The 25,982-nt window shown below is 72.1% G+C and carries 23 protein-coding genes and 4 pseudogenes; 10 read left to right on the top strand and 17 right to left on the bottom strand.

Translation table 11 applies throughout. The features are described from left to right. Positions 1–66 precede the first annotated feature (66 nt). The 5 genes from ACFXAE_RS14755 to ACFXAE_RS14735 form a co-directional block, all read right to left on the bottom strand. Positions 67–1,494 carry a wax ester/triacylglycerol synthase family O-acyltransferase gene (locus ACFXAE_RS14755; RefSeq protein ID WP_384713421.1) on the bottom strand — a complete coding sequence of 476 codons (1,428 nt, stop codon included), beginning with the start codon at positions 1,492–1,494 and terminating at the stop codon, positions 67–69. A 233-nt stretch (positions 1,495–1,727) separates the two neighbouring features. Then, positions 1,728–4,355: a PA14 domain-containing protein gene (locus tag ACFXAE_RS14750; RefSeq protein WP_384713419.1), complete on the bottom strand. Its 2,628-nt coding sequence runs from the start codon at positions 4,353–4,355 to the stop codon at positions 1,728–1,730. A gap of 205 nt (positions 4,356–4,560) precedes the next feature. Beyond that, on the bottom strand, positions 4,561–5,781 hold the full coding sequence (gene glgC / locus ACFXAE_RS14745; protein ID WP_384713416.1) for a glucose-1-phosphate adenylyltransferase: 1,221 nt from the start codon (positions 5,779–5,781) through the stop codon (positions 4,561–4,563). A gap of 51 nt (positions 5,782–5,832) precedes the next feature. After that, on the bottom strand, positions 5,833–6,984 hold the full coding sequence (gene glgA / locus ACFXAE_RS14740) for a glycogen synthase (protein ID WP_384713414.1): 1,152 nt from the start codon (positions 6,982–6,984) through the stop codon (positions 5,833–5,835). Positions 6,985–7,022: 38 nt separating this feature from the next. Next, entirely contained in the window at positions 7,023–7,760 is a 738-nt protein-coding gene (locus tag ACFXAE_RS14735; RefSeq protein ID WP_384713411.1) for a (2Fe-2S)-binding protein, read from the bottom strand. Between the two features lie 228 nt (positions 7,761–7,988). On the opposite strand from ACFXAE_RS14735, the gene ACFXAE_RS14730 reads away from it, so the two are divergent. Beyond that, on the top strand, positions 7,989–9,107 hold the full coding sequence (locus ACFXAE_RS14730) for a DMT family transporter (RefSeq protein ID WP_384713408.1): 1,119 nt from the start codon (positions 7,989–7,991) through the stop codon (positions 9,105–9,107). Here the strand turns inward: ACFXAE_RS14730 and ACFXAE_RS14725 are convergent. After that, on the bottom strand, positions 9,097–10,317 hold the full coding sequence (locus ACFXAE_RS14725; RefSeq protein ID WP_384713406.1) for a transglycosylase family protein: 1,221 nt from the start codon (positions 10,315–10,317) through the stop codon (positions 9,097–9,099). The genes ACFXAE_RS14730 and ACFXAE_RS14725 overlap by 11 nt on opposite strands. 365 nt (positions 10,318–10,682) lie before the next feature. On the opposite strand from ACFXAE_RS14725, the gene gndA reads away from it, so the two are divergent. Then, positions 10,683–12,122 carry an NADP-dependent phosphogluconate dehydrogenase gene (gene gndA / locus ACFXAE_RS14720; protein WP_384713403.1) on the top strand — a complete coding sequence of 480 codons (1,440 nt, stop codon included), beginning with the start codon at positions 10,683–10,685 and terminating at the stop codon, positions 12,120–12,122. Positions 12,123–12,619: 497 nt separating this feature from the next. Here gndA and ACFXAE_RS14715 read toward each other — a convergent pair whose 3' ends face one another. From ACFXAE_RS14715 to panD, 6 genes are all read right to left on the bottom strand, one after another. Further along, positions 12,620–13,384 (bottom strand): DUF899 family protein, encoded by a 765-nt coding sequence (locus tag ACFXAE_RS14715; RefSeq protein WP_384713400.1) that lies wholly within the window; start codon positions 13,382–13,384, stop codon positions 12,620–12,622. A gap of 32 nt (positions 13,385–13,416) precedes the next feature. Beyond that, positions 13,417–13,752, bottom strand: coding sequence for an ArsR/SmtB family transcription factor (locus ACFXAE_RS14710; RefSeq protein WP_384713397.1), 336 nt, complete (start codon positions 13,750–13,752; stop codon positions 13,417–13,419). Then, a complete protein-coding gene (locus tag ACFXAE_RS14705; RefSeq protein ID WP_384713394.1) occupies positions 13,749–14,246 on the bottom strand; it encodes an SRPBCC domain-containing protein in 498 nt (165 codons plus the stop codon). Before ACFXAE_RS14705 ends, ACFXAE_RS14710 begins: the two co-directional genes overlap by 4 nt. Positions 14,247–14,379: 133 nt before the next feature. After that, the gene (locus tag ACFXAE_RS14700; RefSeq protein WP_384713392.1) at positions 14,380–15,063 is read right to left on the bottom strand and encodes an aspartate/glutamate racemase family protein; all 684 of its coding nucleotides are present in this window, start codon (positions 15,061–15,063) and stop codon (positions 14,380–14,382) included. Between the two features lie 7 nt (positions 15,064–15,070). After that, on the bottom strand, positions 15,071–15,415 hold the full coding sequence (locus tag ACFXAE_RS14695; protein WP_384713389.1) for a GNAT family N-acetyltransferase: 345 nt from the start codon (positions 15,413–15,415) through the stop codon (positions 15,071–15,073). Positions 15,416–15,450: 35 nt separating this feature from the next. After that, positions 15,451–15,873, bottom strand: coding sequence for an aspartate 1-decarboxylase (gene panD, locus ACFXAE_RS14690; RefSeq protein ID WP_384713386.1), 423 nt, complete (start codon positions 15,871–15,873; stop codon positions 15,451–15,453). Between the two features lie 561 nt (positions 15,874–16,434). Here panD and ACFXAE_RS14685 point away from each other — a divergent pair. Beyond that, positions 16,435–17,829: a hypothetical protein gene (locus tag ACFXAE_RS14685; protein WP_384713383.1), complete on the top strand. Its 1,395-nt coding sequence runs from the start codon at positions 16,435–16,437 to the stop codon at positions 17,827–17,829. Between the two features lie 65 nt (positions 17,830–17,894). Beyond that, positions 17,895–18,344: pseudogene (locus ACFXAE_RS14680) on the top strand (5-methyltetrahydropteroyltriglutamate--homocysteine S-methyltransferase); the annotation flags it as partial. 69 nt (positions 18,345–18,413) lie between these two features. Here the strand turns inward: ACFXAE_RS14680 and ACFXAE_RS14675 are convergent. Beyond that, positions 18,414–19,124, bottom strand: coding sequence for a (2Fe-2S)-binding protein (locus tag ACFXAE_RS14675; RefSeq protein WP_384713381.1), 711 nt, complete (start codon positions 19,122–19,124; stop codon positions 18,414–18,416). Positions 19,125–19,157: 33 nt separating this feature from the next. Between ACFXAE_RS14675 and ACFXAE_RS14670 the strand changes: the two are divergent. Next, positions 19,158–19,715 (top strand): annotated as a pseudogene (locus ACFXAE_RS14670) (GTP-binding protein); the annotation flags it as partial. A 65-nt stretch (positions 19,716–19,780) separates the two neighbouring features. Further along, the gene (gene rpsR / locus ACFXAE_RS14665; protein ID WP_384713606.1) at positions 19,781–19,987 is read left to right on the top strand and encodes a 30S ribosomal protein S18; all 207 of its coding nucleotides are present in this window, start codon (positions 19,781–19,783) and stop codon (positions 19,985–19,987) included. Between the two features lie 117 nt (positions 19,988–20,104). Here rpsR and ACFXAE_RS14660 read toward each other — a convergent pair whose 3' ends face one another. The 3 genes and pseudogenes from ACFXAE_RS14660 to ACFXAE_RS14650 form a co-directional block, all read right to left on the bottom strand. Beyond that, a complete protein-coding gene (locus ACFXAE_RS14660; protein WP_384713603.1) occupies positions 20,105–20,416 on the bottom strand; it encodes a hypothetical protein in 312 nt (103 codons plus the stop codon). A gap of 237 nt (positions 20,417–20,653) precedes the next feature. After that, positions 20,654–21,470, bottom strand: a pseudogene (locus ACFXAE_RS14655) (chorismate-binding protein); the annotation flags it as partial. A 67-nt stretch (positions 21,471–21,537) separates the two neighbouring features. Further along, positions 21,538–21,627: pseudogene (locus tag ACFXAE_RS14650) on the bottom strand (ATP-binding cassette domain-containing protein); the annotation flags it as partial. A gap of 395 nt (positions 21,628–22,022) precedes the next feature. Here ACFXAE_RS14650 and ACFXAE_RS14645 point away from each other — a divergent pair. The 4 genes from ACFXAE_RS14645 to ACFXAE_RS14630 all read left to right on the top strand — a co-directional run bounded on the left by ACFXAE_RS14645 (position 22,023) and on the right by ACFXAE_RS14630 (position 25,063). After that, the gene (locus ACFXAE_RS14645; protein WP_384713378.1) at positions 22,023–22,484 is read left to right on the top strand and encodes a Fur family transcriptional regulator; all 462 of its coding nucleotides are present in this window, start codon (positions 22,023–22,025) and stop codon (positions 22,482–22,484) included. Positions 22,485–22,675: 191 nt separating this feature from the next. Next, entirely contained in the window at positions 22,676–23,701 is a 1,026-nt protein-coding gene (locus ACFXAE_RS14640; protein WP_384713375.1) for a permease, read from the top strand. Beyond that, on the top strand, positions 23,698–24,450 hold the full coding sequence (locus ACFXAE_RS14635) for a TIGR03943 family putative permease subunit (RefSeq protein ID WP_384713372.1): 753 nt from the start codon (positions 23,698–23,700) through the stop codon (positions 24,448–24,450). The genes ACFXAE_RS14640 and ACFXAE_RS14635 overlap by 4 nt, the downstream gene beginning before the upstream one ends. A 52-nt stretch (positions 24,451–24,502) precedes the next feature. Then, the gene (locus tag ACFXAE_RS14630) at positions 24,503–25,063 is read left to right on the top strand and encodes a GNAT family N-acetyltransferase (protein ID WP_384713369.1); all 561 of its coding nucleotides are present in this window, start codon (positions 24,503–24,505) and stop codon (positions 25,061–25,063) included. A gap of 60 nt (positions 25,064–25,123) precedes the next feature. On the opposite strand, the gene ACFXAE_RS14625 is transcribed toward ACFXAE_RS14630, so the two are convergent. Next, a complete protein-coding gene (locus ACFXAE_RS14625) occupies positions 25,124–25,924 on the bottom strand; it encodes a class I SAM-dependent methyltransferase (protein WP_384713366.1) in 801 nt (266 codons plus the stop codon). Between the last annotated feature and the right edge of the window lie 58 nt (positions 25,925–25,982).

Genomic DNA, 25,982 nt, shown 5'->3' with positions numbered 1-25,982 from the left:
TTCGCATCCGCTGTCGAACGGGGGATTTTACTTCAGCACCGGGCCGCGGCACCAAACCCGTGCCCGTCAGTGATCGCAGGCAGCGGTCAGCGTCGTCACCTCCTCGGTCAGCGCGCGGGCCAGCCGGTCGAGGTCCGGGACGGCCGCGCCGTCGGCGACCAGGCCGTAGTGGACGCGCCCCCGGTACGTGGAGACCGCGACCGCGAGGGAGTGGCCGGGGGCCAGTGGCGCGAGCGGGAAGACGGCGCCGAGCGGGTCGCCGCCGAGTCTCAGACCGAATCCGGGCAGCGGCACGCTGGTGACCAGCACGTCGAACCAGAGCCGGGCCGCCTGGCCGAGCAGCGGTCCGCCGAGCCGGTGGCCGAGCGGCGGCACATGGTCGGCGAGCAGGGCGACGGCGCCCGCGCCCCGGTGCGGACCGGCGTCCTTGTTGCGGTCCATGGCGGTGCGCACCAGGGCGAGGCGGACGAGCGGGTCCCGCTGGTCGACGGGGAGCCGTATCAGGTACCCGGAGAGCCGGTTGCCCTGTGGGTGGGCGGTGCGCGGCCGGCGCCGGGAGACGGGGACGAGGGCGCGGGGTGCGACACCCTCACTGCCGTCGCCGCGCTCGTCGAGCCAGCGGCGCAGGGCGCCGGCGACGACCGCGATCGTGACGTCGTTGACGGTGCCGCCGGCGCTCTTGCGGATCCGGTGCACGTCGTCGAGGTCGACGACCGCGCCGGCGGTGCGGCGGGTGCCGCTGGGCGCGCAGGTCAGCGCGGGTGAGGAGCGCATGTCGAGGGTGGAGCGGGCGACGGCGGCACCGATGTCCAGGGCCCGGCCGGCGTCGGCGAGGGCGTCCCGGACGAGACCGGGCACCTCGCGCACGTCCGGGAGGAGTCCGCGCGGGGGCTCGGCGGGCCGGGGCCGGGGGGTGGGGAGGTCCATCGGATCCATCAGCGCGGCGGCGAGGGTGAGGGCGCGCAGCCCGTCGGCGAGGGCGTGGTGGAACTTGAACAGGACCGCGAAGGAGGTGCCGTCCTCCCCCGGCAGCACATGAGCCTCCCAGGGCGGCCGGGTGCGTTGCAGCGGGCGTCCCATGAGCCGGCCGGCCGTGGTGTGGAAGTCGGCGGCCGGGGAGTGCAGCCGGACGTGGTCGAGGGGGTCGAAGCCCGGGTCGGGTTCGCGGGCGGCGCCGCCGAAGGCGAGGGACCTGCGCAGGGCGGAGGCGAGCGGCTGCCGCAGCGCGGCGGTCAGGGGCTCGCCGGACGCCGGCCAGGTGCGGCGCAGCGCCGCCAGCGGCTGGCGCAGGGTGAGCGGCTGCCAGGTGTCGCGGATGCGCATCCGCAGCCCGGGCACGGCGGCGGCACGGGCGGCCAGCAGATCCGCCGCGTGGGCTGCCGCGGAGGGCGAGCCGGCGGAGAAGACCCCGAGCGCCGCGAGGTGCATCGGGTGACCGGCGGACTCGATGTTCCAGAACGCCAGGTCGAGAGGGGCGAGCGGGTCTGCGGTCATGGACGGGGCCTCGCATCGACGACGGGAACGGATCAGCAGTCAATCGCTCCCGGCCGATTACGGTCAAGCACGATATCGCTACACATAGTTAACAGCATGTGACGTCTTCGCCCCTCCCGCCGGTGCGGCGGAAGGGGCGGGACGGGAGTGGCGGACGGGGTTATCGCGGCGCGATCACCGCCTCATGGGTGACGGACGCCACCCGGACGGGCGCGGCCCGCCGGAGGAACGGTTCATCGCGTGGCGCCCTCCGCCGCCGGGCAGCCCGCGGGCCGCGCCCGGGAGGCGTCCCGGATCAGGGCCTCGTGGGCGGCCTTCACCCGGGCGACGTCCGGCTTCATCACGCGCCGGTCGTAGGTGAGCAGACCGTTGAGCTCGCCCTCGACGTCCGTGATCTGGGTGTACACGGCGCCGTTGCCGCCCCGGCACACCAGCGCGCGCACCTCGTCCAGCTTGGTGAGGTAGTCGTCGGTGTAGGTCGCCGGGTCGACGTCGACGTACGACTGCTGCACCGGCCAGGCGTGTCCGGGCACGGCGAGACCGAGGCCGCCGTACTCGCCGCTGACCAGGGCGCGTTTCCCGTCCGGGCGGGGCGGGAGCGCCGGGCTGGGATAGCCGTGCTCGTCCATGATGTCGCCGGCGTCGCCGTCGGCACCGAGGTTGAGTCCGGACTGGTTGTTGACCAGCCGGGTCGGGTCCCAGGCCTTGGCCTGCTCGGCGATCCGGCCGATGTCGTACTGACCCCAGCCCTCGTTGAAGGTGACCCACATCACGATCGACGGGCTGCTGATGTGCTCGTCGATCATCTGCTTCATCTCGTGCTCGAAGCGGTCGCGGGCCTCGGCGTCCGGGTTCTTCCCGGCCGTCATGGAGGGCATGTCCTGCCACACCAGGAGCCCGAGCCGGTCGGCCCAGTAGAACCAGCGGTCCGGTTCGACCTTGATGTGCTTGCGCACGGAGTTGAAGCCGAGTTCCTTGTGGGCCTTCAGGTCGTACGCGAGGGCCTCGTCGGTGGGCGCGGTGTGCAGGCCGTCGGGCCAGAAGCCCTGGTCGAGGGTGGCCATCAGGAAGACCGGCTCGCCGTTGAGGACCGTGCGCGGCACCCCGTCGATGTTCTCGACGGCGATGGAGCGCATCCCGAAGTAGCTGCCGACGCGGTCGGCGCCGACGGTCACCTCCAGGCGGTACAGGAACGGGTCGTCGGGCGACCACAGGCGCGGGTCGTGGATCCTCAGGGTGAGCGGCTCCCCGGTGCGCCCCGACGCCGTGGCGACCTTGCGCCGTCCGTCGTACGCGGTCGCCCTGACCGGTACGCCGTCCCGGACGCCCCGCGCCTCCACGGTGAGCCGCTCGCCGGGCACGTCCGGAACGAGCTTGAGGGAGTCGACGTGGTCGCGGGCGACCGGCTCCATCCAGACCGTCTGCCAGATGCCCGAGCTGGGCGTGTACCAGATGCCGCTGGGGTCCAGGCGCTGCTTGCCGATCGGCGGGTTCTCGCCGTCCGCGGCGTCGGTCGGGTCGTACACGCCGACGATGAGTTCCTGGGTGCGGCCGGGCTTGAGCGCGTCGGTGACGTCGGCGCCGAACTTGTCGTAGCCGCCCTCGTGCGTGGCGACCTCGGTGCCGTTGACGTACACCTCGGAGCGCCAGTCGACGGCGCCGAAGTTGAGCCGGAGCCGTTTGCCGGAGCCGATGTGCCAGTCGCGGGGCACGGTGAAGGTGCGGCGGTACCACATGCGGTCCTCGTGCCGCTGGACGCCGGAGAGCCGGGACTCCACCGGGTACGGGACGAGGATGCGCTCCTTCAGCGTCCTGCCGACGGGCGGCTGCTCGCCCTCCTCCGCGGCGGCGAACTGCCAGCGGCCGTTGAGGTTCTGCCACTTGTCGCGGGTGAGCTGCGGGCGCGGGTACTCGGGGAGGGCGTTGTCCGGGCCCACCTCGTCCGCCCACCCGGTGCTCAGCTCGTGGGTGGAGTGGTTGGGGCCGCTGCTCAGGAACGCGTCCACGGGGTCGCCGTCGGCGGCGGTCAGGCCGCCCTGTCCGTCGTAGCGGATGTCGGCGCTGCCGCGGGCCGTGCCGGTCTTGTTGCCGACGACGGGCTCGGCGAGCGTGACGAGCAGCGCCTTCGGGTCGGCCGGGTCGGGCTGCGCCGACTTCAGGGGCCAGTCGGCGCCGCCGATCACCGCGTCGAAGTGGTCGGTGAATCCCGCCGGGGGCGCGGCGAGCGGCCGGGGGAAGTCCAGCTTCAGCGTGCGGCCGGAGGCGAGGACCGTGGCGGCGAGGGCGCCGTCGTAGTCGAAGCCGTCCGGAAGGCGGAAGGCGGACTGCGGTACGGGTTCCTTGCTGCCGCCGGGCTCGGTCCAGCGCAGGTGGAAGTTGGAGCCGCCGTAGTGCTCGAAGTACTCGACCTTGATGTCGTGGGCCCGGCCGGCCGTCAGCTCGACCGGTTCGGCGGTCTGTTCGCGGTCCCAGTCGTCGATCCAGTGGTCGATGGCGATCTCGCCGTCGATCCACAGGCGGAAGCCGTTGTCGGCGCTGACCGAGAAGGTGTGGGCGCCGGTCCGCTCCGGCACGATCTTCCCGGTCCAGCGGACGCTGACGTCGTCCGACCGGCCGGTGGTGAGGTTCAGGCGCGGCTCCAGATTGCCGAAGTCGAGGCCGGAGTCGAAGGCGGTGGCCTTGAGCTCATGGAAGTCGAAGGCGCCGGGGGCGGAGGCGGTGTAGTACTCGCCCTTCAGCCCGTGGATCTCCACCGGGTCGCCCTCCGCCGCCGCGGTGGGGCCGGCCGCGGTGAGTCCGGTGACTCCCAGGGCGGCGGCCAGCAGAAGCGTGAATCGGTTTCTGAGTCGTCTGATGCGCACGGATCCTCCGTCGGTGAAGAAGGTGACGGCTCGCTGCTCAGTACGTGGATCTGATGCTGTGCGTGTTCTGTTCTGTGCGCTGCACTCGCCCGTACAACGTTGTCAAAGAACAGCACTTGGCATAACAGCACGGATTCCGTCATCCGTCCAGGGACATGACAGAGGCCTCGGTGGCCACAGCCGACCGAGGCCTCCCCGTACGCCCCTACGGCACGAGCTGTCCCTTGCCGAGCGCGATCACCCCGCCCTTGGACACCGTGTACAGCTCCGCGTCCCGCTCGGGGTTGACGCCGATCGTCGCGCCCGGCGGCACCTCCACGTTCTTGTCGAGCACGGCGCCGCGCACCACCGCGCCCCGCCCGATGTGCACGTTGTCGTGCAGCACCGAGCCCTGCACCACCGCGCCCGGATCGACGACCACGCCCGGCGACAGCACGGACCGGGTGACCTGTCCCCGGATCAGACAGCCGGCGCTGATGATCGACTCGCTCGCCATGCCGCCCGCGTTGAAGCGGGCCGGGGAGAGCTGGCCGGAGTGGGTGTAGACCGGCCACTGCCGGTTGTAGAGGTTGAACGCGGGGCGCTCGGCGATCAGGTCCATGTGCGCCTCGTAGTACGCGTCCAGCGTGCCGACGTCCCGCCAGTAGCCCTGGTCGCGGCTGGTCTCGCCCGGCACGTGGTTGGCGCTGAAGTCGTACAGCGCGGCCTCGCCCCGCTCGGTGAGCTGGGGCAGGATCGAGCCGCCCATGTCGTGCGCCGATCTCTCGTCCTCGGCGTCCCGGTGGAGGGCCTCGATGAGCGCCTTGGTGGTGAAGACGTAGTTGCCCATGGACGCGAACACGCACTCGGGGTCGTCGGCGAGTCCGGGCGGGTCGGCCGGCTTCTCCAGGAAGCGGTCCACCGACTGTCCGTCCGGGCCCGGGGTGATCACACCGAAGGCGGAGGACTCCGAGCGCGGCACCCGTATCCCCGCCACCGTGACCCCCGCACCGCTCTCGATGTGCTGGGCGAGCATCTGGCGCGGGTCCATGCGGTACACGTGGTCGGCGCCGAACACCGCCACGTACTCCGGCTGTTCGTCGTAGATCAGGTTGAGCGACTGCAGGATCGCGTCGGCGCTGCCCAGGTACCAGTGCGGCCCCAGGCGCTGCTGGGCGGGGACCGGGGTGACGTAGTTGCCGAGCAGGCTGGACATCCGCCAGGTGGTGGTGATGTGCCGGTCCAGCGAGTGCGACTTGTACTGCGTGAGCACGCAGACGCGCAGGATGTCGCCGTTGACCAGGTTGGACAGCACGAAGTCGACCAGACGGTACGTGCCGCCGAAGGTGACCGCCGGTTTGGCGCGGTCCGCCGTGAGGGGCATCAGGCGCTTGCCCTCGCCGCCCGCGAGCACGATTCCCAGGACCGAAGGACCTCCACGACGCACGGCCGCTCCCCTCACGCCGAATTTTCCCAACACTGCCCCGAACGGGCGGGACTAAGCCTGTTTGAGGATCTCCTCGTAGAGTCCGGCCGTACGGCGGGCCACCGCGTCCCAGCCGAACTCCGAGACGGCGCGTTCCCGGCCCGCCTCGCCCATCCGCCGTGCCGTGGCCGGGTCGCCGAGGACCGAGTCGAGCGCCCGCGCGAGGCCCGCCTCGAAGTCGTCGTCCGCCTCCACGAGTACCCCGGTGGAACCGTCCGCCACCACCTCGGGGATCCCGCCGACCCGGGAGGCGACCACCGCCGTGCCGCACGCCATGGCCTCCAGGTTGACGATGCCGAGCGGCTCGTACACCGAGGGGCAGACGAACACGGCGGCGTGCGTCAGCAGCTGGATCACCTCGGGCCGCGGCAGCATCCGCGGGATCCAGTGCACGCCCTCGCGGACCCGGCTCAGCTCCTCGTACAGCTCGCGGAACTCCCGGTCGATCCCGGGCGTGTCCGGGGCGCCGGCGCACAGCACGACCTGCGCGGCGGGGTCGACGCCGCGCACCGCCCGCAGCAACTGGGGCACGCCCTTCTGCCGGGTGATCCGGCCGACGAACAGGACGTACGGGCGGGAGCGGTCGAGGCCGATCCGGTCCAGGGCGTCGGTGCCGGGGTCGGGGCGGTACAGGTCCGTGTCGATGCCGTTGTGCACGACATGCACCCGGGCGGGGTCGAGCGCCGGGTAGGAGGCGAGGATGTCCTCGCGCATGGCGCCGGAGACGGCGATCACGCCGTCGGCCGCCTCGACGGCCGTGCGCTCGGCCCAGCTCGACAGGGCGTAGCCGCCGCCGAGCTGCTCGGCCTTCCAGGGGCGCAGCGGTTCCAGGGAGTGGGCGGTCATCACGTGCGGGATGCCGTACAGCAGCTTGGCGAGGTGGCCGCCGAGGCCCGCGTACCAGGTGTGGGAGTGGACGACTTCGCGGCCCTGGAGGGCGGCGGCCATGGCGAGGTCCACGGAGAAGGTGCGCAGCGCGTCGTTGGCGCCGTCGAGCGCGGTCCAGGACCGGTGGCGCAGCACGCCGTCCGCCTTGCCCTCGCCCCAGCAGTGGACCTCCAGGTCCACCAGGGGCCGCAGTTCCCGGGCGAGGAACTCCACATGGACTCCCGCGCCGCCGTACACGTCCGGGGGGTATTCCCGCGTCAGCAGTCCCACTCGCACCCGTGAACCCCCTGTCTGAGCGGACGTTGTTCTCATGGTCACCCAGACGGGGCGCGTGGGGAAGAGCGGGGCGGCCGTACGAAGCAGCAGTCGCCGCAGACGCCCCCGCCGGGCACCCGGTAGTACAGGCAGCAGCTGCGGCGCCGGAAGGCGGTGCCCGTGCGAGTTCCGGTCCCGGCGAGCAGGGGGTGCGCGAGGAGTGCGGCCGTCAGGGAGCCGACGCGGGCGACGACGTCCGTACGGCCGTGGCGGCGCCCCCAGCGGTCCAGTTCCCGGGCGGCGCCCGCGAGCGCGGAGGCGGCGTTGCCGCGCAGCAGGCCCGGTGCGAGGCGGTGGCGGGAGCGCAGGGCCGCGGCGAGGGGTTCGAGGTGGCCGTGCAGCACCAGCTCCGCGATCGTCGCCGCGTCGCCGGGCAACGGCCGTACTTCGGTCAGCCACAGGTCGTCGGGGGCGACGCCCTCCGGGTCCCAGCGCAGCAGCGACGGGGCGAGGTCGGGGACCGCGCCGTAGAGGGCGGCGGAGCCGAGGGCCACGGACCACAGGCGGGCGGCGAGCCCCTGCTGGGCCACCGACGCGGCGACCCGCGCCTCGGGGGTGCGCAGGGCACCGGCGACCCGGCGGACCCGCGAGGCCAGGAAGTCACCCTGAACATCCGGGGGCCGCGGCCCGTATGCCCGGGCGAGCGTGGGCAGGCGGCGGTCGGCCGTTCCCGCCGTGCGCAGTACGAAGAAACCACCGAGACGGTGAAGGGCGGTGAGAGACGGGTCGAGGTCCACGACGTGCAGGAGTACCAGAACCCTTAGGGGTGGCAACCAGGGGACCTCCGTCCGCGGACACCCACCCTGGGGATGACGGGGTCGTCGCCGTACTCCATCGGCAGTAGGACTCATTGAGTGCTCAGGGACGACGACGGGAACACTCTGGCACGGCATCGTGTTGGTTATGGAAGCCGACCGTTCGCCGCGCCGGGTACACCGCCCCGGCCTCACGCAGAGGAGCAGCCGATGAGCGCCCTCGCGTTGTCCGTGCTGCTGTCCTTCGTCTCTGCCGTGGCGTACGCCGGCGGAGCGATCGTGCAGGAGCAGGTCGCGGTGTCCTCACCCGGCGCACAGCAGTACGCACCGCTGCGCCGGCCGGGCTGGTGGGCGGCGGTCGCGCTCAACGGCTTCGGCGGAGTACTGCACGTGGCGGCGCTGGCCTACGGCCCGCTGAGCCTCGTCCAGCCGCTGGGCGCGCTGACCATCGTCTTCGCCCTGCCCATGGCCGCGCTGTTCGTCGGCCGGAAGGCCGGGGCGACCGCGTGGCGCGGCGCCGTCATGGCGACGGTGGGCCTCGCGGGACTGCTCTCCCTGGTCGGCGCGTCCGACGCGCAGTCGCTGGACACCGCGCAGCGGGTGGCGGCGGCGCTGGGGACGGCCGGGGCGGTCGTGGCGCTGATGATCGCGGCCCGCGCCGTGCACCGGCATCCCGCGGTGCGCAGCATCCTGCTGGCCACCGCGTCCGGCGTCGCGTTCGGCATGTCCTCCGTCTTCACCAAGACCGTCGCGGTCGACTGGACCGGCGGGGTCTCGGCGGCGGACCTGCCGTCCCTGGCGGTGATCGGCGTCCTGGCCACGGCCGGCATGCTGCTCTCCCAGGCCTCCTACCGGGGCGCCGGCCTCGCGGCACCGCTGGCCACGCTGACGGTGGTCAACCCGATGGTGGCGGCCGCGGTCGGCATCACGATGTTCGGCGAGACCTTCCGCTACGGCACGACGGGCACGGCGCTCGCGCTGAGCTGTGGCGTGGTGGCGGCCGGCGGTCTGATCCTGCTCACGACGGAGCGGCTGGCACGCGAGCACCAGGAGACGCGGGCGGCGGAAGCCTCCGCGCCGGAGCCCGCGCCCGAGGTGGTTCCCGCGGGGGCCGACGAGCAGCCGGCCGCCGACCCCGCCGAGCGACTGCTGGCCGCACTCGAACTTCCCGCGGACGTACGGGTGCCGGCCCCCGTGCCGGCACCGGACGGGGCGCCGGACGACGCGGATCCCGTCCCGGTGCCGCTGGTGTCGTACGCGCCCTTCTACGGCGGCCCGTACATGCCGGCGGCGGTGGTGGACCGGCACCGGACGCGCGTCAAATCCTGACGCCGCCCGCCCTCAGGTAGGCGACCGGATCGACGTCCGATCCGAAGCCGGGCCCCGTCCGCACCTCGAAGTGCAGATGCGGGCCCGAACTGTTTCCGGTCGAACCGGAACGGCCGATGCGCTGGCCCGCGCCGACGGACTGCCCGCTCTTCACGGAGATCGCCGACAGATGCGCGTACTGGCTGTAGCGGCCGTCGGCGTGCCGGACCACCACCTGGTAGCCGAACGACCCCTCCCAGCCCGCGCCGACGACGGTGCCGGCCCCGACCGACTTCACGGACGTGCCGGTGGGGACGGGGAAGTCGACGCCCGTGTGGTAGCCCTTCGACCAGGCGGATCCGGCCTTGTGGTACGGCGTGCCCAGCGCGGCGCTGACCGGGGCGACCAGATCGCCGGTGGTCTTGGTGGCGCGGTCCGCACGGTCCTCGGTGCGCTGGGAGGATGCCTTCTTCTCGGTCTTCTTCTCGCTCTTTTCGGCTTTCCCGGCCTTCTTCCCGGCCGACGCGGCCGGTTTCTCGACCGCCCTCGTCGTCCCGTCGGGCAGGGCGAGCCGCTGGCCCGGCATGATCAGGTCGGGGTCGCCGCCGATGGTGGAGCGGTTGGCGTCGTACAGCTTCCGCCAGCCACCGCCGACCCGTTCGTCCGCCGCGATGCCGGAGAGGGTGTCGCCGCGGACGACGGTGTACATCTCGGCGCGGCCCGCGCGGGACTGGGGTGTGGTGTGCGGTTTGACGTCCTCGACGGAGGACCCACCGGTCTTCTTGCCGCTCGTGCCGCCCTTTTCGTTTCCGTCCGGCTTGTCGGCGGCCGGCCGGATGTCGGGGGTGTCGCCGCCCCGGGTCAGTCCGGCCCGTACCGAGCACACCGGCCAGGCGCCGGGCCCCTGCCCGTCGAGGACCTTCTCGGCGACGGCGATCTGCTGGTCCTTGGTGGCCAGATCCGCGCGCGGCGCGTACCGGGTACCGCCGTACGCCTCCCAGGTCGACCGGGTGAACTGGAGCCCGCCGTAGTACCCGTTGCCGGTGTTGATGTCCCAGTCGCTGGTGGACTCGCAGGCGGCGACCTTGTCCCAAATCTCCACGTCGGCCGCCTGGGCGGCTCCGGTGCCCAGCAGCGGGAGCGCCATTCCGGCACCGCCCGCGGTGACGGTGAGCGAGGCCCGGTTGATCCTGTTCGGCTGATACCGGCGGTGCCGGCCGCGCACGGCCATGGAAATCCCCCTCGACAATGCGTCAGGAGGGGCAAAAGTAAGCGGTGCGAACCAGCCGTGACAAGACGGCTATCGGCCGCACGGATGCGCCAAGTGGCCGGGATTCTTCGCCCGTTGCGCCCCCGTCGGCGCCACGGGCGGAGCGTGCGCGGGCGGGTGCGTCCGCCCGCCGGGGCACGCGGGTGCGTGCGCCCGGTGAGTCCGCGAGGGGCATCCGCGCGTATGTGCCTGAGCGGTGTCGTACGACCCGCGCGTGCACACGCGAGTACGGCACGTCAGGATGGTCGATGGCAGGACTGGCGGGCATCGACCGGCAGCACCGAGACTCGGCAGTACCGATACCAAGGTCACTAGGAGCCACCCCAATGAGCAGTTCAGCGCAGATCGGCGTCACGGGGCTCGCGGTCATGGGCCGCAACCTCGCGCGCAACTTCGCCCGCAACGGCTACACGGTCGCGGTGCACAACCGGACGGCGGCACGCACGCACGCGCTGGTGGAGGAGTTCGGGCACGAGGGCGGCTTCGTGGCGGCCGGGACGGCCAAGGAGTTCGTGGCGGCACTGGAGCGGCCGCGGCGGCTGGTCGTCATGGTGAAGGCCGGTGAGCCGACGGACGCGGTGATCGAGGAGTTCGCTCCGCTCCTTGAGCCCGGCGACATGATCATCGACGGTGGCAACGCGCACTTCGCGGACACCCGCCGCCGGGAGAAGGCGCTGCGCGAGCAGGGCATCCACTTCGTCGGCATGGGCGTGTCCGGCGGCGAGGAGGGCGCGCTGAACGGGCCGAGCATCATGCCGGGCGGCCCGAAGGAGTCGTACGACTCCCTGGGGCCGATGCTGGAGAAGATCTCCGCGAAGGCGAAGGACGGCTCCCCCTGCGTCACGCACGTCGGCCCGGACGGCGCCGGACACTTCGTGAAGATGGTGCACAACGGCATCGAGTACGCCGACATGCAACTGATCGGTGAGGCGTACCAGCTGCTGCGCGACGTCGCCGGCTACTCCCCCGCGCGGATCGCGGAGATCTTCCGCACCTGGAACACCGGCCGGCTGGACTCCTACCTGATCGAGATCACGGCCGAGGTGCTGTCCCACGTGGACGCGGCCACGGGCGAGCCGTTCGTGGACGTGGTGGTGGACCAGGCGGAGCAGAAGGGCACGGGCCGCTGGACCGTGCAGATCGCGCTCGACCTGGGCGTGCCGGTGTCCGGCATCGCCGAGGCCGTCTTCGCGCGCTCCCTGTCCGGTCACGCGGCGCTGCGCGAGGCCTCGCGCTCCCTGGCCGGTCCGAAGGCCGCGCCGCTGGGCGAGTCGGAGGCGGCGGCGTTCGCCGACCGGGTGGAACAGGCGCTGTACGCGTCGAAGATCGTGTCGTACACGCAGGGCTTCCACGAGATCGCGGCCGGCAGCGAGGAGTACGGCTGGGACATCGACCTCGGCGCGGTCTCCGCCCTCTGGCGCGGCGGCTGCATCATCCGCGCGGCCTTCCTGGACCGCATCCGCGCCGCCTACGACGCCCGCGCCGACCTGCCGAGCCTGCTCTCGGACGAGACGTTCGCCCGCGAGATCGCCGACGCCCAGGACGACTGGCGCGAGGTGCTGATCGCCGCGACCCGCCAGGGCGTGCCGACCCCCGGCTTCGCCGCGGCCCTCGCCTACTACGACGCCCTGCGCGCGGAGCGCCTGCCGGCCGCGCTCACCCAGGGCCAGCGGGACTACTTCGGTGCGCACACCTACCGGCGCACGGACCGCGAGGGCTCGTTCCACACGCTGTGGGGCGGGGACCGGTCGGAGGTCTCGGCGTAGGACCGCTGTGACAGGACGGTGGACGGCCGACCGGCCGTCCACCGTCCTGCTTCCTTTCTCGTTGTCTTGTGCGGATCAGCTCAACGGCGGGCCGGGTTCCGGGTTCGGCACCGGCTCGGGGCCCGGCGGGATCGGCGACGGGGACGGCTCCGGCGGACCCGGATGCGGCGGGGGCGGCTGCGGGGTCGGCTCCGGGCCGGGGCCCGGTGGCGGGGGCGGAGGGGTGGGGGCCGGGTAGGGCTCGGGGTGCGAGGGGTCCGGGCCCGGGGTGGGGCCCGGCGGGACGGGGTCCGGGTACGGGTTCGTCATGGCGCGTGTCCTCCGGCCTGTCGCTCGACGTCGGCTCTGGACTATTCCCCCGCCTACCCGGGGGCCGCTTCCCCAGTCACCCGTCCGGGTGACGGCCCGGGGCCGGTCGGCGCCACCTGCCCGGCCGGACACGCGGTGTGCCTCCGACGCCGAGCCTCAGGAAGGAACCGGCCCGGCCGGCTGGAGGATCAGGGGCGCGGGGTGAGGGTGTCGGAGCGGCCGGCCTCGAGGCGCGACCACTGGGGGATGGGGCGTCCGTCGCTCCGCAGCCGCACCTCATCGACGGGCGTGCCCTGTACGGTGGGCCAGTCGGGGGGCGAGTCCTCCCACAGCTCCTGACGTCCGTACACGGTGAGGTCCATGAGCGCGTAGCTGTAGTCCATCGCCTCCACGCCGCGCCGGGTCGTCCAGTACGTCTCGAACACGCGGTCGCCGTCCCGCAGATAGCACACGATGTGCATCATGCCGACGTGGCGCCCGGTCAGCAGTTCGTCCTGCGACGGGAGGGCCGAGTACCACGGCACCTCCCAGCCCATGAAGTCGCGGTAGCGGCGGCTCTCCTCGTACGGGCCCTGGCAGAAGACCGCGTAGGTGATGTCGCGCGAGTGCAGGTACGACAGCTCCTGGACCTGGGTGGTGACCCAGGTGCAGCCCTCGCACTGCCCGGCCGCGTCGTGGCCGGGGTGCCACATGAAGTAGTACGCGACGAGCTGCCGGCGCCCTTCGAAGGCTTCGAGCAGGGTGACCGGCCCGTCGGGTCCGGTCAGTTCGAGGTCGGCGGCCACCTCGACCATGGGCAGGCGCCGCCGGGCGGCGGCGATCGCGTCACCTTCCCGGGTGTGCGCCTTCTCCCGGATCCGCAGGCGGTCCAGTTCGGCCTGGAAGGTGGCACGGTCGGCCGTCGGAGGCAGCGCCGGTGCGTGGTCCGTGGGCCTGTTGTCGTGGTCGGTCATGGTTTCGCCCCATCCTGGTGAGTCGCTGTCCGTCAGGTGGCCGCGTCGGGTCCGGGGCGCTCCGCCAGTCCCTTGAGGCGCAGCAGACGCGTCTCCCAGGAGCGGCCGATCCGGTCGAGTTCACGGGCCAGCGCGCCGAGCCGGGCGCCGACAGCGAGGTACACGACCTCACGCCCGCGCTGCTCGGACTCGACCAGCCCGACCTCGCGCAGCACCTCCAGGTGCTTGCCGATCGCCTGCCGGCTCACCGGCAGGACCCTGGCCAGCGCGGACGCCGACATGGGGCCCTCGCCGAGCCGGGTGAGTATCTCCCAGCGCGTGGCGTCGCCGAGCGCGGCGCACATGACGGGAAGAGCGGAAGCGGTCACAGCCGCCCCGCCGGGGCCGACGCGTTCTTCTCGACGAACGTCTTCGCGGCCGCCAGCTCGGCGAGCCAGCCCTTGTCGTTGCCCTCGCGCTCCTTCAGCCACGCCGCCGGGTCGTCGGCGAGACCGGAGAACCCGCTCTCCACGACGCGCAGGGTCACCCCGCCGCCGTCCCTCTCGTCGATCCAGAACTCGACCAGGGTCGAGGGCGTCGAGCCGTCCCGGTGCGGGGTGCCGATCCAGCGGAACGCCGCGTAGCGCGGCTTGTCCAGCTCCACCGTCCGGAACCGGAACTCGCCCAGCGACGGATGGCGCACCACGGTCACCTCGCCCTCGTGGCGCAGGTCCGGCTCGGCCTCGACCACTCCGTCATTGATGTACCAGCCGGGCCGTACGACCAGCTCCCATACCCGCTCGGCGGGGGCGTCGATGTCGATCTGCCGCGCGATCCGGTCGAGCTCGGCCAGCTCCGCGTCGGTGTGGGTGGCGTTGTTCACGGTGTACCTCCATCGCCCATCAGTATGCAACTGAACGATTGCACATCTCGGCAGTACATACAACCCGAAGGTTGCATCGAAGGGTCCGTGTGCGGCGCACGCGTCCGTCCGCATGACACGTGCCGGCGAAGTCTCACGCCTCCGGCCGGAGCGCCTCCCGGTCCGGCGCGGCCCCGCCGGGGCCCTTCCGGCACAGGCGGGCCGCCGCCGCGAGTCCCGCACGGGGACTGGACAGCACGGGCACCGGCGTGGCGGTGAGTGTTCCGGCCGGGGCCATGGACGCCTGGGCGAGGACGATGACATCCGCACCGGTGACCGCGTCCGCGGCCTCGGCGACCCGGCGGACGTACCCGGCCGGATCGCCCGCCTCGAAACACTCCCAGGCACCTCGGACCAGTACGGTCCTCACCTCGGCGGACCGCCCGGCGCGACGGGCCTCCTCCTCGATCAACGCCACCGTCGGCCGAAGCGTGCTCTCCAGGGCGGCGAGGACGACGACACGCGGCCCGGCCGCCACGGCCTCGGCCGCCATCGGCCGGTCGACCCGCAGCACGGGGACACCGGCCCCGGCGGCGGCCGCCTCCGCGACCCCGCCGATGGTCGAGCAGGTGCACAGCACGGCCCGGGCGCCACGGTCGACGGCCTCACGCACCCTCGCCCGTACGTCGTCGGCGACCGCCGCGGGGCCGTCGGCGCGGGCACGCTCCAACAGGTCCTCGGCGACCAGGTGCCGCAGCTCCAGCCCGGGATGGGTCTCGTCGCGCAGCGCGTCGAAGACGGGCACGTGGACGGGTGAGGTGTGCAGCAGCGCGAGCACGTGGACCTCAGAACCGCTCGGGGTGCGCCGCCAGCCACTCCTTCGCCGCCCGGATCAGCTCCGGCCCGGCCGCCGGGGCCTGGTCGGGGTGGCGCTCGGCCCACTTGGCGACGTACGGGCAGAGCGGGACGACGGCGCCGTCCTCGCGGGCGGCGACGGCGTAGAGCTCACGGGCGAGGGAGCCCGCGATGCCCTTGCCCTCGTGGGCGGGCCCGACGACGGTGTGCACGGGCACGAGCGCGCGCCCCGGGGTGTCGAGCGGGAAGTACTCGATCCGCCCGACGACCTCGCCGTCCGCCACTGCCTCGAGCCGGCCCGCCGCCCGGTCGTCACGAATCTCGATGTCACCCATGGCCACCGTCACGCTCCTGCCTCGGTCCGCCCCGGTCAGGCCCTGGTGACGGCCCCCGGGCTGCACTCCTGGTCCGACCCCGGCACCGGCTCGGACGGGTCGGCCCCCAGGGCCACGATGCGGTTGTCGCCGTCCACGTGCACCACCCGGGGTTCCAGCGCCCGCGCCTCGGCGTCGGTCACCTGAGCGTAACTGATGATGATCACCAGATCACCGGGCCGGACGAGATGGGCGGCGGCCCCGTTGATCCCGATCACCCCGGACCCGCGCTCGCCCTCGATGACGTACGTCTCCAGCCGGGCCCCGTTGGTGATGTCGACGATGTGCACCAACTCACCGGGCAGCAGATCGGCCGCGTCGAGCAGCTCGGCGTCGATCGTCACGGATCCCACGTAGTGCAGGTCGGCCTGGGTGACGGTGGCTCGGTGGATCTTGGACTTGAACAGAGTGCGCAGCACTGTGGACTCCTCTAAGACGGCTCCCTGCCTGCTTTGTGCAGGTCAAGGGCGGTCTCGACTTTACACCGACACGCCCGTCCGATGTTTGTGAGGAACATCGCTCCGGCCTGGCTGGACGGCTTCCTGCCTGGGGTTTCCCTTCGCACCGGCGCCTGTTGGGGCGACCGTCCCGGAACGCGCGGGGACTCATGCTGACCGAATGCTGACTTACCTGATGATCTATCAGGTAAGCGGGAGACCACTCTGCACACACGGACGACGTACGCACGCACACCACCGCCCTGCCGAGCACGGCATCGCTCCGGTTCACGGAACACGGCTCCTTCGGCCATCAGCCGGTCGACGCTCGGCCGCCTCGGAAGCCAGCTCGCTGCCTGCCACCCGACCAAGGCCCCTCGGCAGCGCGGAACTCGCGAGCGAGGCGGGTCCAAGGCGCCCACGCCAGCCCGCCCGGCACGAAGCCAAAGTCACACGCCCCTGCGCACTCGCGTGCGCCGCTCCTCCCTTCCATACGGTCTAGCCCGATGGCGAACCGCCCGCGCACACCGTGAAGGAGAGCTGTTGAAGCCGACCGAGGAAGTGCTCCAGGACCTGACTCAGCCCTCGAACGTCTCCGTGCACTCCGATGACGCGCTCGTCGGAAAGGTGAAGGCCGCCATCGCGGCGGACGACGAGAAGCGCAAGGAGAACGAGAACGAGCCGCTCCGCCGGAAGCCCGCCCTCGTCCCGATCCTGCCGACGGAGCTGCCCCGGCAGTTCAAAGTGACCCTCTGGGACGTGCTCCACACCCTCGCCCGGGCCACTGCCCTGTCGTGGCGTGGTGCGGGCCGGGGGCTGGCTGAGCACTGGGGCGCACTCAAGTACGCCCAGGCCCTGTCCGGCGGTCGTGACTCCTTCCTCGGCCTCACCGACGAAGGCCACCGCATCGCGGACCACTACAAGTCGCTGCAGTCCGGCGAGCTCGGCATCGGCTTCGCGCTCACGCTCACGCTCACCGAGCACATGCTGCGCAGCCGTTTTCCCGACCATTCGGTGACGATCGTCCCCGCCGACACGGCGTTACGCGCAGGCTGGGCCCTCACCAGCAGGGACAAGGGCGAGAAGGTGAAGTACCGCTATCGTCCCCAGTACTTCGCCGAGGTCTGGCGGCCGGGCGAGCCGTCCCTTGCCATCCCCCTCGCCTGCAAGGGCAACCACAGCGACTCCGCCACCTCCGCCGAGCAACTGGCCTCCGCCTCGGCCCACGCCGAAGCGGTCCACATCGGCGCGTGGAACGAGACCCCCAGCCTGCTGTTCAGCACGCAGCTCCCGACGGACGGCGGCACGATGACCGTCCACGCCCTCCAGGCACCGGGCAGTGGTGGGCGGCTGTCCCCGGCAGAAGGGCGGGGAGTGAACCGGAACGCCCCGCCGTTCCAGGCGAACGTGATGCCGGACATCCACCCGCCGGCCGAGGGCCTGGTGGCACCGGAGCCCGTACGGGGCTGCCACGTGCAGCCGAAGGACTACGCCTGGTTCCAGGAGTCCCTGGCCCACACCACCGCGGCGAGCCTCATGGCTTTCACCGGCTCCGGTCACGCCACGGCCCGCCACCTGACCGACCGGCAGGGCCGCAAACGCTTCACCGGCCTCGAACACGCGGCCAGCATGAGCATCCAGGACGCCGTCCACACCCTCCTCGGCAACGAGTACGTCGGCACCGACCACGTCTTCCGCCTCAACGGCCCCCGCGTCGAGGCGTTCTCCGGCGTGGACGAGGAGGTCTTCCGACTCCTCGCCAGGGGCGACATCGAGGAGTACCGCGCCCTCGTCCACGCGAGCCGCCACGTCCGCCCCCGCCTCACCTTCGACAAGGACTGGGGCGGTCCGGTCTCCGTCCACGCCGACGGCTCTGTCTTCGCCCTGCGGCTGTTGCCGGGACAGGGCAAGGAACCTCGCCCGGGCTCGGGCCGGTGACCCGCCCCTGAGGACAAGGTCGTGGCACAGCGCAGCCGAGACACGGCGCCGGAGCTCGCCCTGCCATGCGCACCGCCGATCGGGCCGGATACCTGGCCTGGGCCACCGAAGCCTTCCGGCTCACCACGTCCGGCGTCCGTCCGGACACCCAGATCCACACCCGCATGTGCTACGCCGAGTTCGGCGACATCGTCCAGGCCATCGATGACCTCGACGCCGACGTCATCAGCCTGGAGGCGGCCCGCTCCCGCATGCAGGTCGCCCGTGAACTCGCCGCCCACGGCTACCCGCGCGAGGCCGGACCCGGCGTGTACGACATCCACTCCCCGCGCGTCCCGAGCACCGACGAGGCCGCGGAACTGCTGCGCACCGGCCTCAAGGCCATCCCCGCCGAACGGCTCTGGGTCAACCCCGACTGCGGTTTGAAGACCCGCGCCTGGCCCGAGACCCGGGCCTCGCTCGAACACCTGGTGGCCGCCGCCCGCACCGTCCGTGACGAGCTGTCCCTCTCCTGACCCCCGGCTTACCGGGCCGGGCGCACGGCTTCCGGCCCGGTGAGCGGCACAGCCCGGAACGGATGTACCTCATCGCAGGGCTCCGTGGCGTACGCCGCCGACCAGCCCGCAGTCACCGCACTTCGAGCCGTTCGGCGCGCGGTAGTAGAGGCAGCAGCTTCGACGGCGGAACGCGAGGTCAGGGCCGGTGAGCACTCCGGTGCCCGCCAGGCGCCCGGTGCCCAGCAGTGCGATCGTGAGGTCGGTGAGCGGCCCGCGTACGGCGGGACGGAGCGCGAGCAGGGCGTGGGCCGCCCCGGCGAGCGCCGACGCCGAGTTGCCGTCCAGCAGACGCGGGGCGACCTTGACGCGCAGTCCGTCGGCCAGTGCCGACAGGTGACGGGTCACCTGCTGGTACAGGGCGCGGGCGGGGCCGTCGTCGAGCCGGTCGGCGTACCAGCCGGCCGGGCGGGGCGCCCGGAGGGCCGGCCCGTCGTCGGCCCGCTCCAGCCCCTCCAGGTCGGGGACGATCCCGTGCAGGACGACGCAGGCCAGGGCCGGTGACCAGAGGCGGGCGGCGTGGCCGAGGTGGGCGATGGAGACGTCGACGCGCGGTTCCCGGGTGCGGTGGCGGCGTGCGACGGCTTCGGCTAGGTCGGTGAAATCCGCCGCGTAGGAACGGGCGATCGGATGCCAACCGTCGTCCCGTCCGCCGACGTGCAGGGCGAAGAAGCCGCCGAGTCCCGCCACGTCGTGCAGGGCGGCGGTGACGGACGCGGTCGAGGCACGGGCTGCGCGCACGGTTCCTGTCCTCCCTCCAGTTCTCCGTTCGTGGTGAGCGCCGGCTCTCCGGAGCTCGCCCGGCTGGCCTTCGCCGGCTTCGACGCCGAAGCGGCCGCCGCAGCCCAGCACCCCGCCTGCGCCCTGCTCCCCCAGGAAGCCGACGAGGCAGGCGTCACCACATTCGTCTGGCGTCGGCACCGCCCGTTCCACCCCGAACGCCTCTACCAGGCGCTGGAAGACCTCTGCTGCGCCGCGCCCCGCAGCCGCGGACGGTTCTGGCTCGCCGACCGCCCCGACACCCTGCTCGCCTGGGACGCCGCGGGCGGAGCCCTGTGCGTGGAGAGCGCCGGCCCGTGGCTCGCCGCCCTGCCGGACGCCGCCTGGGAAATGGTCCCACCCGTGCGCCGAGCGGCTGCCGCGCTGGACTGGCACCCCGAACACGGGGACCGCTGCCAGCACCTCGTCTTCACCTCGCCCGGCCTGGACCGTGACGGACTCGCGCGGATGCTGGAGTCCTGCCTGCTCACCGACGCCGAGTACACCGCAGGCCCCGATGCGTGGAAACAACTCCCGGCCGCGTTCGGCTCTCTGCTCGACCCCGTTGCGTAGAACGGGCCCCATCCGCCCCACCACAGAAGGAGCACCATGCCCCCCGCCAAGGCCCCCGCAAGCCGCTGAAGTCCCGTCCCAACCCGCTGGACGCGGCCGGGATCACCTACGTCGACTACAAGAACACCGATCTGCTGCGGAAGTTCATCTCCGACCGCGGCAAGATTCGCAGCCGCCGTGTCACCCGCGTCACGGCCCGGCAGCAACGACGGATCGCCACGGCGATCAAGAACGCCCGTGAGATGGCGCTCCTTCCGTACTCGAGCCGGTGAGAAGCGACCACTCACCCCCTGCGCAAGCCTTTCTGCGGGAAATTCGAAAGCGCACAGAATGCACCCCTAGGAGCAGGGGTGCATTCTTTATTTCTGGGAGGGGTGTCCGTGAAACAGTCAGTGGTCGTCCCAGTGGCCCTCGTGAGCCGCGTGACGGTGGCCGTCGTGCACGTAGTCCATGTGGTCACCGTGAGGGACCGCCACGTGCCCACAGCCCTCACCGTGCGCGTGGGCGTGTTCGGCGTGCTCACGGTGCTCGCCCACCTCGCACTCATCCGCGTGGCCGTCGTGCTCACGGTGCAGATGCCCATCGTGCACGTAGTCGACGTGATCATCGTGAGGGACTGCCACGTGGCCGCAGCCCTCGCCGTGCGCATGGTCGTGCCCTGAATGCGGCTGATGTTGCAGGGATGTCGCCACTTCACTCATCTCCATGAATTCAGACCACCGCCCATTCGCGACGGCAGCTTCCAGTATCCTTCCCGTTTTCTACCCTCGCGGACAACGCTGCCCTGGAGAACACACATCGGCAAACAGGTTAATTGCACAGCGTGCTGCCGATAATGATTTCCGATGCCATACCGGAGAATTCGTTCCACGGGTCACGGTGTGCACAGTCGGCTCCGGGACCTACTGAACGGCAAACCTCAGATGCGGGGCGACGCTTCAGAGCTTCTCGGAGGTTTCCTCGATCTCGCGTTCGGGGCTGGACTGGGCGGTAACTCCCGCGCCCGCGCGCAGGTACGTCTCCTCGCCCCTACCGATGAGGGTGCGCAGGACGAGGGCCGCGTCGAGAGCGCCGCCGGTGCTCCCCCGGAAGACCGGTCGCCGTACAGGCCGCAGGGTCCCTCCTCGTGGCGGGCCAGGGTCCGGAGGGCGGAGCGCTCGGAGACACCGGTAACGGCGATCGCGGGAAGAGGGAGGCGAAGGCGTCCCACGGTCCCTCGTCGGGCCGCAGCCGGCCTGTCACCCGCGAGGCGAGGCGCTGTACCGAACCGCGCGGCCGGACCGCCATGGACTCCTCGACCGCCACGGAATCGGGCCGGCACACCACGGCCATCTCGTCCCAGGCCAGGCGTACGGACACGGCGTGCTCGTGTATCTCCTTGGGGTCGGTTGGCAGTTCCGCGCGTAGGCACTCGTTCTCCGCCGGGTCCGTACCGCGGGCGCGGGCGCCGGCGAGCGGCTGGGTGCTGACGCTGCCGTTCTCCCCGGCCTCCAGGACGATCTCCGGGCTGAACCCGGCTGCCCGATAGCCGCCGAGATCCAGCAGGTAGGAGCGAACAAGGGTGTTGGCCCGGCGGCCCGCGAGATAGGTCGCGGGGAAGTCCATGGGTGGTCCGGCGGGCAGCGGAACCTTCCGGGAGACGACGGCCTTCTCCAGGAGCCCCGCACGAATGTCCTCGACCGTTCGGGACACCACGCCGCCATAGGCGGCGGTGCCGGCCGCGATGATCCGCTCGGTCATCTCCGGAGTGGTCCCGTCCGAGGGAGACATGGGCAGCCAGGTCGTCGGCGGCGATCCCACGGACGCCGACGCCGCCGATGCGGACGGTGCCCTCCGTGGTGTCCCGGAAGCGGGCGATCAGCGCGGCAACCGTGGTCTTGCCGGCGCCGGAGGGCCCCACCAGGGCCGTCATACCGCGCTCGGCCAGGCGGAAGGTCACGTCGTTCAGGACCGGACGTGCCGAAGCTCCGTCGGCCGTTCCGACGCCGTAGCGGAAGCCGACGCCGGTGAACTCCACGCTCGCGTCGCGGGGTGTCTTCGGCTCGGCGGTCTGCGGGAACGGCGGTTCGTCGAAAACGACGCCGAGCCGTTCCAGGGCGTTGCGGGCGATGCCTATGCCCGCGCCGGCCTGGGCGGCGGACGACACGCTGTCGATGAAGCGGACGAGCAGGACCAACCCCCCAGGACCGCAACCTCTTTGACTCTATATTGGAAATGATTACCATGCGCGATACCTCGCTGCGCCACCAGAGACGCCCGGTCCACGCGAGGACGTTCCGTCGTTGAAACCGACCCCCACGTTGGGAGGTGGGCGTCCTGCGCGACGCACCGGCAACGCAGTCACCAGCCCTCTGGCGCCCGACACGGCAGCGGATGGCCGTGCTGAGCGCCCTGTACGAGCGCGCCGGCTTCACCTCCACACAGGAACTGCACGAGGCCCTCGAAGCCAAGGGCATCACCGTCGGCCTGACCACGGTCTACCGGACCCTGCACGCCCTGAACCGCTCAGGGCAGGTCGACGTCGTGCGGGACAGGACCGGGGAACGCCTCTATCGCCCGCGGCCCGCCGACGGGCACCGTCACTACCTCGTCTGCCGCGATTGCGGCTCCAGCACGGCGGTCGACGCGGACCCCGTGGAACGCTGGGCGGACAACCTGGCCGAGACCAGGGGATTCACCGAGGTGGAACACACCATTGAACTGACCGGCGTCTGCGACCGCTGCCGCGTCGGCCCGACCGCGCAGAACCCGGCCGGACAGGACGCCTGAGCGGCGTTTCACGCCCGGCCTGCGGCGTGGGTTCCCGTCCATCACGCTCGCCCAACCCCCCACCGTGCGAAGGACGCTCCGGCACCACGCCCGTGTCTCGCTAAGCTGCTCCGGGCGGGCACCGCGTGGTAGCCGCCCGCAACTTCCTGTGGGCGGTGCGTTCGGGTGATCGTGCGGTGAGGCCGAGTGGTGTGAACACCAGGAATCACGCGTTGGTGCGAGGCGGGCTCACCGATGCCGTACGCCTCGTCGCGCGGACGGTCGTGTATGTCGTCCTCGGCGGATCCGCACTCGTCACCGTCGTCACGGTCGCCGGTCTCCTCGGCCCCGCACTCGCGCTCGACCTCTACACTCCGCCCGTCGCTGCCTGGTGGACGGTGTTCACCGCCGTCGTCGTCCAGGGCATCCCGTTCCTCCTGCTCGGCGCGCTGGTCTCAGCGGCCATCGGTGCCTTCGTGCCCGAGCGCGTCTTCACCCGGCTGTTGCCGCGCAGCCAAGCCCTCGCCGTACCCGTCGCGGGCGCCGCGGGCGTGGTGCTGCCCGGATGCGAGTGTGCGTCGGTGCCGGTGGCCGGCAGCTTGATGCGGCGCGGCGTCGCACCGGCCGCCGCACTCGCGTTCCTGCTCTCCGCCCCCGCAATCAACCCCGTCGTTCTCGTCGCCACCTCCCTGGCGTTCCCCGGTCACCCGCAGATGGTGGTGGCCCGGTTCGCCGCCTCGCTCGGTACCGCCGTCGCGATGGGCTGGCTGTGGGCGCGCTTCGGCCGCAGTGGGTGGCTGCGGCTGCCCAAAGCGCCGTCGGCCGGACCGGGGACTTCCCGCGCGGGGTCGTTCATGGCGGGGATCCAGCACGACTTCCTGCACGCCGGGGGTTTCCTGGTGCTGGGTTCGGCGGCAGCGGCCACCTTCAACATCACGGTGCCGCGGTCCCTGCTGGACGTCTTCACAGTGTCCATCTGGGTCTCGGTGCTCCTGCTGGCCGTCCTCGCCGTCGTGCTGTGCGTGTGCAGCGAGGCGGACGCGTTCGTGGCGGCGTCGCTGAGCCAGTTCGGGCCTGTCGCGCAACTGGCGTTCATGGTGGTCGGCCCGATGGTCGACCTCAAGCTGTTCGCGCTGCAGACGGGCACCTTCGGGCGTTCGTTCGCCGTCCGGTTCTCGTCCGCGACCTGGGTGGTCGCCGTGGTCAGCAGTGTCCTCGTGGGGTGGTGGGTGCTGTGAGGCGGTATGGTCCCGCCGTCCTGCTGATGCTGGTCGGTGCCGCGGCGCTGCGGATCGCCTTGTTCAGCGACCTGTACCTGCGGTACGTGCAGGGCGGACTGCGGCCCTACCTGGTGGCCTCCGGCGCGCTGCTGGGGCTGCTCGGTCTGGTGCGTGCGGTGCTGACCGCGCGAGCGGCACGGTACGGCACCGACGCCGCCGACCGCGGCGCGCACCTGGTCGCGGAGGGGCACGACCACTTCCACTCCCACGAGGGCAGCCCTCGGGTGGCGTGGCTGCTCGTGCTGCCCGCCGCCGCGCTGCTCCTCTTCCCGCCACCCGCACTCGGTTCGTACAGCGCCGCCCGCGACGAGGCCGGACGGGCCGCGGAGAGCGTCGGCACCTTCCCCGCTCTGCCCGCGGGGGACCCGGTGGACCTGAGTGTGAGCCAGTTCGGTTCCCGGGCCGTCTACGACAGCGGGTACTCGCTCAGGGGCCGCACGGTCCGGCTGACCGGGTTTGTCACACCCGGGGACGGCGGCGCCTGGTACGTGACCCGGCTGCGGGTCGCGTGCTGCGCGGCCGACGCCACGACGACCAAGGTGGAGATCCGCGGGCCGGACGCCCCGGAGACCGACACATGGGTGACCGTGACGGGCACGTGGCGTCCCGAGGGCGAACTGGGTTCCCCCTCGGCCTGGCCCCCGGTGCTGGACGCCACGACCGTCGAACGGGTCGCGGAGCCGTCGGACCCGTACGAGGAACGCTGACAGGGGCAGCGGACGGCGCACTCGGAATCGCGCGCCTGGCAAGCTACCGGGTATGACAGCGCCTGAGGTGTCACCTACTCCCGTGATCGCACAACTCAGCCGACCCCATGACGCCACCGCAGCCGTCCGACGGGACCTCACCGCGTGCTGGACGGCAGTCGTCAACGCCGGAGGGGCCGTCGTCCCCATGGACTGCCCGCTCCCGCCGGTGACCGAGGCGGCGCTCCGCCCGGCGGTCGGGAGAATCACTCGTGGACTGTCCCCTGAGCACAGCAGGCTCCTCCTGGCGACCGTGGACGGCGCGCTCGCGGGCTGGCTGCTGCTTCGCCGCGAGCCACATCCCCTCGTGGCGCACTGCGGCGTGGTGAACCACGTCCAGACACATGCGCACTTCCGTGGCCTGGGCATCGGTGCTGCGCTGATGCGACGCGCCCAGGGCGTCGCGCGCGACGAGATGGGGCTGGAGCGGCTGCAGCTCGCCGTACGGTCCGGTCTGGGACTGGAGGAGTTCTACCGCAAAGCGGGCTGGACGGAGATCGGCAGGTGGCCGGGCGCGCTCCGCGTGGCACCCGGTGACGACCGGGACGAGATCCTGATGAGTCTGGCTCTGTGAAGTGCTTCGGCTTCACCGTTCTCCGCAACGGTCTCAAGCGGCTTTCTCCCGCTGCTGACTTCAGGTCCCGACGGGAGCGGGGAGTCCGCGCGTGTCGCCCATGATCGCCACCAGGACGGTGCTGTCGCCGAACTGCCAGACCGGCGCGACGTGGGCGAAGCCGGCCCGGCGCAGCAGTGCGGCGTGGCAGCTCACCGTGACCTGCTCGTCGCCCCTGCTCCCGGCCCGGGCCGCCTGGCGCCGACTGCGTTCGTCGAGCAGGTCGGCCAGTTCGGGATCGCGGGCCGCAGCGTCCCACCAGGACCGCCAGTCCTCCTGTGCGCGACCGCCCGTACGCTCCGCCCTGCGCCGGCCCACATGGGCGGTGAGGTCCGCGCACGGTGCCGCACCCGGCGGGAAGTGGTCTCCGTTGACGAGGACGCCGCCGGGGCGGAGCAGGGACGCGAGGGAGCGGTACGTGCGCAGCAGCGCCGACTCGGGCAGGTAGTGCAGCGCGGTCGTCGAGAGGGCGGCGTCCAGGGGACGTCGCAGTCCGAGGGCCCGGGTCCAGCCCTCCTCACCGATGACGGTGTCGACGTAGCGGGCGGCGTCGGCGTGGTGGGTGCGCCCCAGCTCCAGCAGCAGGGGGTCCATGTCGGCGGCGACGATCTCCGCGTGCGGGAAACGGGCGGCGAGCCTGGCGGCCAGAGAGCCGGGACCGCATCCCAGGTCGAGCAGGAGAGGGTGGGCACGGCCGGCGGTGATGTGCTCGACGACGTCCGCGATCACGGTGAACCGCTCCTCGCGGTCCACCGCGTACCGTTCCTGCTGCCTTTCCCAGCGCTCCACCCATGCCCTGGCCGTCCCCATGCTCACGCCCATCGCTCGCGCCACCTCATCCGTCTCTCGTCCATCCGTGGGCACGGACGAATCTACAGGT

It is taken from the genome of Streptomyces sp. NPDC059454 (assembly GCF_042749965.1).
Lineage (GTDB): Bacteria > Actinomycetota > Actinomycetes > Streptomycetales > Streptomycetaceae > Streptomyces.
Note: the sequence above shows the minus strand (reverse complement) of the source record. Positions and strands in the feature narration are given on the sequence as shown.

Excerpts from the sequence above, each read along its gene's own strand:
- ACFXAE_RS14755 (WP_384713421.1), bottom strand. The coding sequence starts at position 1,494 with ATGACCGCAGACCCGCTCGCCCCTCTCGACCTGGCGTTCTGGAACATC.
- ACFXAE_RS14630 (WP_384713369.1), top strand. The coding sequence starts at position 24,503 with ATGACAGCGCCTGAGGTGTCACCTACTCCCGTGATCGCACAACTCAGC.
- ACFXAE_RS14625 (WP_384713366.1), bottom strand. The coding sequence starts at position 25,924 with ATGGGCGTGAGCATGGGGACGGCCAGGGCATGGGTGGAGCGCTGGGAA.
- ACFXAE_RS14660 (WP_384713603.1), bottom strand. The coding sequence starts at position 20,416 with ATGAGTGAAGTGGCGACATCCCTGCAACATCAGCCGCATTCAGGGCAC.
- ACFXAE_RS14715 (WP_384713400.1), bottom strand. The coding sequence starts at position 13,384 with ATGACCGACCACGACAACAGGCCCACGGACCACGCACCGGCGCTGCCT.
- ACFXAE_RS14695 (WP_384713389.1), bottom strand. The coding sequence starts at position 15,415 with ATGGGTGACATCGAGATTCGTGACGACCGGGCGGCGGGCCGGCTCGAG.
- ACFXAE_RS14725 (WP_384713406.1), bottom strand. The coding sequence starts at position 10,317 with ATGGCCGTGCGCGGCCGGCACCGCCGGTATCAGCCGAACAGGATCAAC.
- ACFXAE_RS14730 (WP_384713408.1), top strand. The coding sequence starts at position 7,989 with ATGAGCGCCCTCGCGTTGTCCGTGCTGCTGTCCTTCGTCTCTGCCGTG.
- gndA (WP_384713403.1), top strand. The coding sequence starts at position 10,683 with ATGAGCAGTTCAGCGCAGATCGGCGTCACGGGGCTCGCGGTCATGGGC.